The 9,362-nt window shown below is 72.6% G+C and carries 5 protein-coding genes; all 5 read left to right on the top strand.

Going from position 1 to position 9,362, the window contains the following annotated elements; all coding sequences use genetic code 11:
• The coding region (locus tag VGD70_RS22425; RefSeq protein WP_331084411.1) for a condensation domain-containing protein at window positions 1–1,494 on the top strand (1,494 nt) is incomplete at its 5' end.
• An 11-nt stretch (window positions 1,495–1,505) separates the two neighbouring features.
• Window positions 1,506–7,928 carry an amino acid adenylation domain-containing protein gene (locus tag VGD70_RS22420; RefSeq protein WP_331084409.1) on the top strand — a complete coding sequence of 2,141 codons (6,423 nt, stop codon included), beginning with the start codon at window positions 1,506–1,508 and terminating at the stop codon, window positions 7,926–7,928.
• A 25-nt stretch (window positions 7,929–7,953) separates the two neighbouring features.
• Window positions 7,954–8,277, top strand: a complete 324-nt coding sequence (locus VGD70_RS22415; RefSeq protein WP_331084407.1) for an AzlD domain-containing protein — start codon at window positions 7,954–7,956, stop codon at window positions 8,275–8,277.
• Complete coding sequence (locus tag VGD70_RS22410) at window positions 8,274–9,008, top strand: AzlC family ABC transporter permease (protein ID WP_331084405.1); 735 nt, start codon at window positions 8,274–8,276, stop codon at window positions 9,006–9,008. The genes VGD70_RS22415 and VGD70_RS22410 overlap by 4 nt, the downstream gene beginning before the upstream one ends.
• Window positions 9,009–9,048: 40 nt before the next feature.
• A partial coding sequence (locus VGD70_RS22405; RefSeq protein WP_331084412.1) for an MmcQ/YjbR family DNA-binding protein occupies window positions 9,049–9,362 on the top strand: 314 nt, incomplete at its 3' end.

The following is a 9,362-nucleotide window of genomic DNA, read 5'->3' as shown; positions in this document are numbered from 1 at the left end:
GTCGACCCGGCCACGATCGGACCGCACGACCGGTTCCTCGAGATCGGCGGGAACTCGATCACGCTGGGCGCCCTGCTCGGGCGCGTCCACCACCGGTACGGCGCCGAGCTGTCCTTCGCCGACGCGGTCGCCGCTCCGACGCTGGCCGAGCTGACCCACGCCGTCGCCACCGCCACGCGTGGGTCGGTCGCGCCGATCCCCCGGTCCGCGGGTGTCGCCGTCGACCTGCACCCGCAGCAGGTCGGGCTCTACGCCTTGTGGCAAGCCGATCCGGGCTCACTTGCGTACAACATCCCGGTCCGGCTGACGGTGCGCGGCCCGCTCGACGTGCCGCGGCTGCGCTCGGCGTTCACCGCGCTGCTGCGCCGGCACGACGCGCTGCGCATGCGCATCCTGCCGGTGGACGGCACCGTCCGGCAGCTGGCGGTCGACGAGGTCACGCCCGAGTTCGAGTACCTGGCGGTGCCGGTGCCCGACCCGCTCGAGGGCTTCGTGCGGCCGTTCGAGCTCGACCGGCCGCCGCTGCTGCGTGCCCGCGTTGTCCACATTGGACCGGACGAGAGCGAGCTCTACCTTGACGCACACCACATCGTCGTGGACGGGGTGTCGCTTCGGGTGCTGGTGAGCGACCTGTTCGACCTGTACGCCGGGACCGCGCCGGCCACGCCCACCACGACCTACACCGCGGCCGCCCAGTGGTGCCACGGCCGGCAGGTCACCGAGGCCGACGAGGCCTTCTGGCGCAGGGAGCTCGCCGGCGCGCCGATGGGGCTGGACCTGCCGACCGACCGGCCACGGGGCCGCTCCCGCGCGGTGCACGGCGCGGTGGCCAGCCGCACGATGCCTGCCACCGAGGTCGACCGGACCGCCCGCACGCTGGGCACGACCCCGTTCGCGGTGCTGCTGGCCGCCTACACCGCGACCCTGGCCCGGCTGTCCGGGCAGCGTGACCTCGTCGTCGGCACGCCGATGAGCGGGCGCACGCACCCGGCACTGCAGTCGGTGGTCGGCATGTTCGTCAGCACGGTGTGCCTGCGTGCCGAGCTGGCCGGCGACACCGATCTCGCCGGCCTGGCCCGGCAGCTGGGCAGCCGGCAGTGGCAGGCGCTGACCCACCAGGGCTTTCCGTTCGAGCGCCTGGTGGACCGGCTCGGCGTGCCCCGCGATCCCGCCCGGAACCCGGTGTTCGACGCCTTGTTCGCCTACCAGGACCTCGGTTTCCACGAGCTCACCAAGGCCGGCCTCGCCATCTCGGTGGAGCTGCTCAACCCCGGCACCACGCGGTTCGACCTCAACCTGCAGGCGTACCGGCGGCCCGACCGGCTCGTGCTCGACCTGGAGTACGCGACGGAGCTGTTCGACCCCGCGTCCGCCGACTACCTGCTCGACCAGTGCCTGCAGGCGCTCGACGAGCTGGTCGAGGCCCCGGGCACACCGGTGTTCTCCCCGGCCGGCACCCCCGTGTCCGTCTCCGCCGCCGACTTCGCGTTCTGAGAGGTGCCCGCGTGACCACGATCCTCGAGCAGAACCGCCGGGCACACGGCGACCCGGGCCACGCCGCGCACTGGCGCCGGGCCGCCGGCACCGAGCCGACCGTCCTCATCCGCGATCACCTCGGCCACGACCCCGACGCGCCGACCGCCACCGCGACCGCGACGCTCCCCGCCTCCGCGCTGACCGCGGCGCGGCGCATAACCCAGCAGGACCCGACGCTGCTGCGCGTGCTGCACGTGACGGTGCTCGCGCTCGTCACCGCCCGCGCCACCGACGCCGAGCAGGTCACCGCGGTCGTCGCGGCTCCCGCCGGCGCCGCCGGGCCCGCCCTCCCGCTGACCGTCCCGGTCCGGCGCACCGACTCGGTCCGCGACCTGCTGGTCGCGTGCCGGGCGGCGTACCTCGACGCGGCCTCGCACACCGGCGAGCCGTTCTGGCTGTTCTACGACCGGGCCGGGGTGACGCCGAGCGATCTCGCGATGGCCGTGGACGGCGACCTCGCCCCGGCGGACGCCGCCGCGGCCGGGTGCACGCTGCACTTCGCCGTGCTCGACGACCGCGTGGTCCTGAGCTACCGGACCGACCTGTTCGCGGCGTCCACCGCCGAGCGCCTGACGGCCGACTTCGCCGCGCTGCTCGACCACGTAACGTCCATTGTGGACCGTCCGGTCGGCCCGCTGCTGGACGCCGGCGATCGGCACCAGCTGGACACGTTCAACGACACCGCGGCCGAGTTCCCCGCCACCACACTGCTCCACCAGTTCCTCGAGCAGCGGGCCGCACTGCACCCGGACCGGGTCGCGATCGCCGACGACGGCACGACCTATGCACAGCTCAACGCAAGCGCGAACCGGCTTGCCCACCGGCTGCGTGAGCTGGGCGTCGACCGCGGCGACATCGTCGGTGTGTGCCTGCCGCGCTCACCCCGCGAGCTGGTCGCGATCTACGCGGTGCTCAAGGCCGGCGGCGCGTACCTGCCCGTCGACCCGACGCTGCCCCGCAAGCGGATCGACTACCTGCTCGAGCACAGCGGCACCCGGATCGTGCTCGGGGACCGCCGGACGCACTCGGCCGTCACGACGGCGGTGACCTTCGTCGACCTGGACGACGAGCGCGGCTTTGCCGGCCCGGACAGCGATCCGGCGGTCGTCACCGACGCGCGGGACCTGTGCTACGTGATCTACACCTCCGGCTCGACGGGCCGGCCCAAGGGCGTGATGATCGAGCACCGGGCTATCGTGAACCGGCTGGCGTGGATGCAGCGCGCGCACCCGCTGGCCGAGGACGACGTGATCCTCCACAAGACACCGTTCACCTTCGACGTGTCGGTGTGGGAGATCTTCTGGTGGTCCCTCGCCGGCGCCGCGGTGACCACCCTGCCCGCCGGCGACGAGCGCGACCCACGCCTGATCGTCGAGCACGTCGCCGAGCACGCCGTCACCATCCTGCACTTCGTTCCGTCGATGCTCCAGGCCTTCCTGCGGTACGTGGCGGCGACAGGAGCGGTGTCGCGCCTGCGGTCGCTGCGCCGGGTGTTCGCCAGCGGCGAGGCCCTGACCACCGCCCAGGCACTGCGGTTCCGCGAGCTGGTCGGCCACGCCGACCTGGTGAACCTGTACGGCCCCACCGAGGCCGCCGTCGACGTCACGTGCTTCGACTGCGCGGACGTCGACCCGCGCCGCCCGGTGCCGATCGGCCGGCCCATCGACAACATCGCGCTGCACGTGCTGACGAAGGCCGGCACGCTGGCGCCGGTCGGCACCCCGGGCGAGCTGTGCATCACCGGGGTGGGCCTGGCCCGGGGCTACCTCAACGCCCCCGAGCTGACCGAGCAGCGGTTCGTCGCCGACCCCGTCCGGCCGGGCGGGCGCATGTACCGGACCGGCGACCTGGCCCGCTGGCTGCCGGACGGCATCATCGAGTTCCTCGGCCGCATCGACACCCAGGTGAAGATCCGCGGGTACCGCATCGAGCTCGGCGAGATCGAGCACGTGGCCTGCCGCGTCCCCGGGGTGACCGACTGCGCCGTCGCCGCCATCGACGACGGCGCCGACGACGGCGCCGGCGACGGCGGCGACCGTTCGCTGTGCGCGTACGTCGTGGCGGGCGGGGAGTTCGGCGCGGACGAGTTCCGCGTGGCGCTGGCCGCCGAGCTGCCGTCCTACATGGTTCCACAGTGGATCGTCCCGGTGCCCGCGATCCCCACCAACCACAACGGCAAACGCGACCTCGCCCGGCTCCCCCGGCCCGACCGCCGCGCCGAGACCGCGTACGCGCCGCCAGGCACCGACGTCGAGCGGCGGCTCTGCGACATCTGGGTGACCGCGCTCGGCGTGGAGCGGGTGGGCGTGCGGGACAACTTCTTCGCGCTGGGCGGCGACTCCATCAAGTTCATCTCCGTGCTGTCCGCCGCGCACGCCGCCGGGCTGGCGTTCACCTTCCAGGAGCTGTTCGCTCACCCGTCGGTCGCCGAGCTGGCCGCACTGGTGGCCGAGCGGCACGCCGGTCCCGTTGCCGGTCAACAGATTCCACCGTTCGCGCTGTTGAACGACGCCGACCGGGACCGGCTGCCTGGTGGGGTCGACGACGCCTACCCGATGTCGTCGCTGCAGACCGGCCTGCTCTACGAGGCGGCCCGCGCCGAGCCGGGAAGTGGCCTGTACCACGACATCCTCAGCCATCACATCGACGGAATGGTGGCCGTCGATGTGTTCCGCCGGGCGGCGACCGCGGTCGCCGCCCGGCACCCCATCTTCCGCACGTCCTTCCACCTCGCCGGCTTCAGCGAGCCGGTCCAGCTCGTGCACGACCGGGTCCCGTGCCCGCTCGGCGTGTTCGACCTGACCGGCCTGCCGGAGTCCGAACAGGACGAACGGCTGCGCGAGTTCGCGGCGCTCGAGCTGGCCCGCGGGTTCCGGCCGGGCCGGCCTGACCTGGTGCGGGTCTACCTGCACCTGCTCGGCGAGCGCGGCTACCGGTACACCCTGAGCTACCACGACGCGGCGCTGGACGGCTGGAGTGTCAACACGATCCACCGCGACCTCTTCGACACCTACTTCGCCCTGCTCGACGGCACCGAGCCGGACCACACCCCGCTCGCGGTGAGCTACGGCGAGTTCATCCAGCTGGAGCGCGACGCCGTCGCCTCGGCGCCCCAGCGCGACCACTGGCTCGACGTCCTCGCCCGGCACGACGACACCCGGCTGCCCCGGCTGGGCGACACCGGCGCGACCGGCGTCGTCATCCACGACATCGACCTCACCGAGCAGGTCGCCGCCGGCGTGGTGCGCACCGCCGCGGCGCTGCGGGTCCCGGTGAAGTCGGTGCTGCTGGCCGCGCACGTCGCCGTGCTGAGCTTCGTGTCCGGCACGGACACCGTGCTCACGGGCTACGAGCACAGCGGCCGCCCCGAGGTGCTCGGCGGCGAGCGGCTCGCGGGCCTGTTCCTCAACACCGTCCCGTTCGGCGTGCGGTGCGCGGACGGCTCGTGGGCGCAGCTCGTGCGCGAGGTGTACCGGGCCGAGACCGGGCTGCTGCCGTTCCGCCGCTACCCCATGCAGCAGATGAAGCGGGCCGCGGGCACCCGGGAGCCGCTGTTCGAGTCGGTGTTCAACTTCACGCATTTCCACGTCCTCAAGGACCTCGGCGCCCGCGACGGGTTCGGCATGGTCCGCTCGGTGGTCAACGCACAGACCGAGTTCCCGTTCCGCGCGGAGTTCTCCCAGGACGCGATCACCGACCGGGTCGAGCTGGCACTGCACTACCACGCGGAGGTGTTCCACGCCGAGCAGATCGAGCGGATCGGCGGCTACTACGCCCGCGCGCTGGAGCTGCTGGCCACGGCGCCCGACCGGGATCTCCGGGCGGAGACGTTGCTCGGCCACGCGGAGCTGAGCGTGCTCACCGAGGAGTGCGCCGGCCCGTCGCACGAGCTGCCGGACGCCACGTTCGTCGACCTGTTCGCCGAGCAGGTCGCGGCCACCCCGGCGGCCACCGCGCTGGTGCACGGCCGGGTGTCGCTGAGCTACCGCGACCTCGACGAGGCCAGTGCCCGGGCCGCCGCGAGCCTGAGCGCTCGCGGGGTCGGCCGGGGCACGGTGGTGACCACGGTGCTGGAGCGCGGCGTGGACTGGGCGGTCATGGTGCTGGCGGTGCTCAAGCTCGGCGCGGTGTACCTGCCGCAGGACCCGTCCTACCCGGCCGCGCGCCTCGGTGCGGTGCTGCGCCGCAGCGGGTGCCGGCACGTCGTCGCCGACGCGGCGCTGGCCGGCCGGCTGCGCGACACGCTGGCCGAGGTGCTCGACGAGCCGCCGATGGTGACCACGACGCGGGCGCCGGACGGACCGGCCGAACCCGTCCACGCCCGGCCCCGGCCCGACGACCCGGCGTACCTCATCTTCACCTCGGGGTCGACCGGCGAGCCCAAGGGCGCGCTGATCCGGCACCTGGGCATGCTCAACCATCTGCGGGCGAAGGTCGTGGACCTCGAGCTCACCGGGGACGACCGGATCGCCCAGCTCGCCACGCAGTGCTTCGACATCTCCGTGTGGCAACTCCTCGCCGCGTGGCTGGTCGGCGGCACCACGGTGATCGTCCCCCAGGACGTGGTCACGGACATCCCCGCGCTGCTGCGGACCGCCGCGGACATCACCGTCCTCGAGGTCGTTCCGTCCTACTTGGACGCCGTGCTGGCCGAGACCGAGCTGCGGCCGGTGGACCTGCCCGCGCTGCGGTACCTCCTGGTCACCGGGGAGGCGCTGCCGCCGGGGCTCACCCGCCGCTGGTTCGCCCGCTACCCCGCGCCCATGGTCAACGCCTACGGCCCGACCGAGGCCTCCGACGACGTGACCCACCACGTGCTGTCCGGCCCGGCCGACGGCGAGCGGGTGCCGGTCGGCCGGGCGGTGCTCAACACCGGCCTGCACGTCGTCGGCCCGGACAACCGGCTACGGCCGATCGGCAGCTTCGGGGAGATCGTCGTGACCGGGGCGGGGATCGGTCTCGGCTACGTCAACGACCCGGAGCGAACGTCGGCGGCCTTTCATCCCAACGTGCTCGACGACCGGTCCGCGGTGATGTACCGCACCGGGGACATCGGCCGCTGGCTGCCCGGCGGGGTGCTGGACTGCGCGGGCCGGGTCGACCACCAGGTCAAGGTGCGCGGGTTCCGCATCGAGCTGTCCGAGATCGAGGGTGCCCTCGGCCGGCTGCCCGGCGTGGACCACGCCGTCGTCGTGGTGCGCCAGAAGCTGCTGGCTGCCTTCTACACCGGCCAGGGCCGGTACGACCTGGCCGCGGTTCGCCAGGCGCTGGCCGCCCGGCTGCCGGGCTACCTGCACCCGGACTCGGTCCAACGCGTCGACAGCTTTCCGTTGACCGGTAACGGAAAGGTCGACCGGGCCGCGCTGGAGCGGCGCTCCGTTGCGGCTTCCCGCCCACACGTGCGCGAGGCGCCGCGGGACGAGCCGGAGCGCGCGCTCCGCGACCTGTTCGCCGAGGTGCTCGGGCTCGGCGTCGCGGAGGTCGGCGTGACCGACAACTTCTTCGACATCGGCGGACACTCGATCGCCGCGATGAAGGTCGCGGTCCGGCTCGGCGGCGCGATCACGCTGCACGACCTGCTGGCCAGCCCGACCGTCCGCGCGTTGGCCACGAGCATGCGGGAGCACCGCGAGACGCGCCGTGACCTGCTGGTCGACCTGACCGCCGCGGCCGGGCTCGACCTGCCCGAGCCGGCGTTCACCGTGGTATGCGTGCCGTTCGCGGGCGGCGGTGCGGTCAGCTACGTCCCGCTCGCCCGGGAGCTGCATGCCGCCGGCGTGCGGGTGCTCGGGGTGGAGCTACCCGGACGGTCGCGGACCGACCGGCGGGCACCGGTGCCGGCCGACCGGCTGGGTGCCGACCTGGCCGAGGAGATCGCCGCGCGGGTGGACACCCCGGTGGCGCTGCTCGGACACTGCGCCGGCAGCGGCCCCGCGCTCACCGCGGCGTACGCGTTGACACGAAAGGGAATCGCGGTGCGGCGGCTGCTCGTCGTGGCGAAGCTGCTCAGGTCGGCGAACCCGGACGATCACGCCGACAACGAGGTCGTGCACATGTCGGAGGAGGAGATCCTGCGGTGGCTGGTGGACAACACCGGCTTCGCCCCGGCCGGGCCGGTCGCGGATCGGTCCGACCTCGCGCGGGCGTTCCGCTACGACACGTCCGAGGCCAGCCATGCCTTCGCCGTCGCGCTGCGCGGGCGCGACCCGCTGGGCGTCCCGATCACGGCCGTACTCGCCGCGGACGACCCGCTCGTCGACGGGCACGAGCAGCACGTCGGAACCTGGGCGCGGTTCGGTCCGCTGACCGTGGTGGTCAGCCCGGCCGGCGGCCACTACCTCAACGTCACGCGCCCCGAGCTGTTGGCCGCCAGCGTTCTGGCGAGCTCCTGACCGTCGGCTTCGAAAGGGAAATGTCATGGTCCTGTTCACGATCGTCCTCATGGGAGCGATCGTCTTCGTCATGCGGTTCTCCTTCTTCGCCGTACCCCGTGCGTGGACGATGCCCAAGGTGGTCGAGCGGGCGCTGCCGTACGTGCTTCCGGCGGTGCTGCTGTCGATGCTGGTGCCCGGCATCGTGCTCTCCGACGACGGTGCCGCGCGGGTGCCGATCTACGGCCCGTACCTGATCGGCGTGGTCGCGGGGTTCGCGGTCGGCGCGATCAAGAAGGACAACTTCTTTCTCGTGTTCGGCTCCAGCGTGCTGGCATTCGCGGTGGCGAAAGTGGTGTTCGCCCAATGACCGCCTATCTGGAAAGAACTCGGCTGGCCGAGCTCGGCGCGGGCACCCGGGACGTGGTGCCGATCGTGGTCGGCGCGGTGCCGTTCGGGGTGCTGTTCGGCGCGCTGGCCGCGCAGGCCGACTTCAGCGTCACCAACACGATCCTGATGTCGCTGATCGTCTACTCCGGAACGATCCAGCTGATCGGCCTCAACATGATGACCGCCGGGACCCCGTTGCCGCTCATTGCCCTCGCGAGCCTCATCGTGAACTCCCGGCACGTGATCTACAGTGCGGCGCTGACCCCGTACGTTCGTCAGCTGCCGATGTGGTGGCGGGTGCTGCTGTCGTACGGGATGACCGACCAGATCTACGCGCTGGCCGAGCGGCGGTACAGCACGCGGGACCGCAGCGGCGAGAAGCACTGGTACATGCTCGCGTCCTCCGCGACGCTGTTCGTGGCCTGGTTCGCGAGCACGTACTCCGGCTTCGAGTTCGGTGACGTGCTCAAGGATTTCGGCGGGCTCGGCCTGGACTTCGCGATCTACGCCACGCTGGTGGCCCTGGCCGCCCCGTCGATGGACGACGCCCGGTCCATCGTGGTCGGCCTGACCGCCGGCCTGGTCGCCCTGATCCTCGCCCCGATCCCCTACCAGGGCGGCGTATTCGTGGCGATCCTGACCGGCGTCACGGTCGGCGTCCTGTCCGAACGCTGGTTCCCACCCAAGGGCGGACCCCGGTCCCAGCGTTGACGAAGCGGCACTCACGCGGAAGGGTGCGCACGTGTCGAACATGGAGCGGCTGGAGAAGATCGTCGAGCGCCTGCCCGAGGCGGTGCGGGTCGACATAGAGGCGTGGGACGGCGAGCCGACGTTCCGCGTCAAGGGCAAGAACTTCGTGTTCGCCGGTCGGGACGCCACCGGGATCAGCGTGAAGCTCGGCAAGGAGGAGGCGGCCGCGCTCGTGGCGACCGATCCGCACGCCGTGCCGACCGGCTACGGTCTCGGGCGCCACGGCTGGGTGTCGATCACGCTCGGCCCGCGGCCCACCCGGGAGCGCTGGCGGGAGATCGAGGAATGGGTCCGCACCTCCTACACGCTGATCGC

This window comes from Actinophytocola sp. (genome assembly GCF_036402745.1).
GTDB lineage: Bacteria > Actinomycetota > Actinomycetes > Mycobacteriales > Pseudonocardiaceae > Actinophytocola.
Note: the sequence above shows the minus strand (reverse complement) of the source record. Positions and strands in the feature narration are given on the sequence as shown.

What these genes read in the sequence shown, in the direction of transcription:
- VGD70_RS22415 (WP_331084407.1), top strand. Translation starts at nt 7,954, where the DNA reads ATGGTCCTGTTCACGATCGTCCTCATGGGAGCGATCGTCTTCGTCATG.
- VGD70_RS22410 (WP_331084405.1), top strand. Translation starts at nt 8,274, where the DNA reads ATGACCGCCTATCTGGAAAGAACTCGGCTGGCCGAGCTCGGCGCGGGC.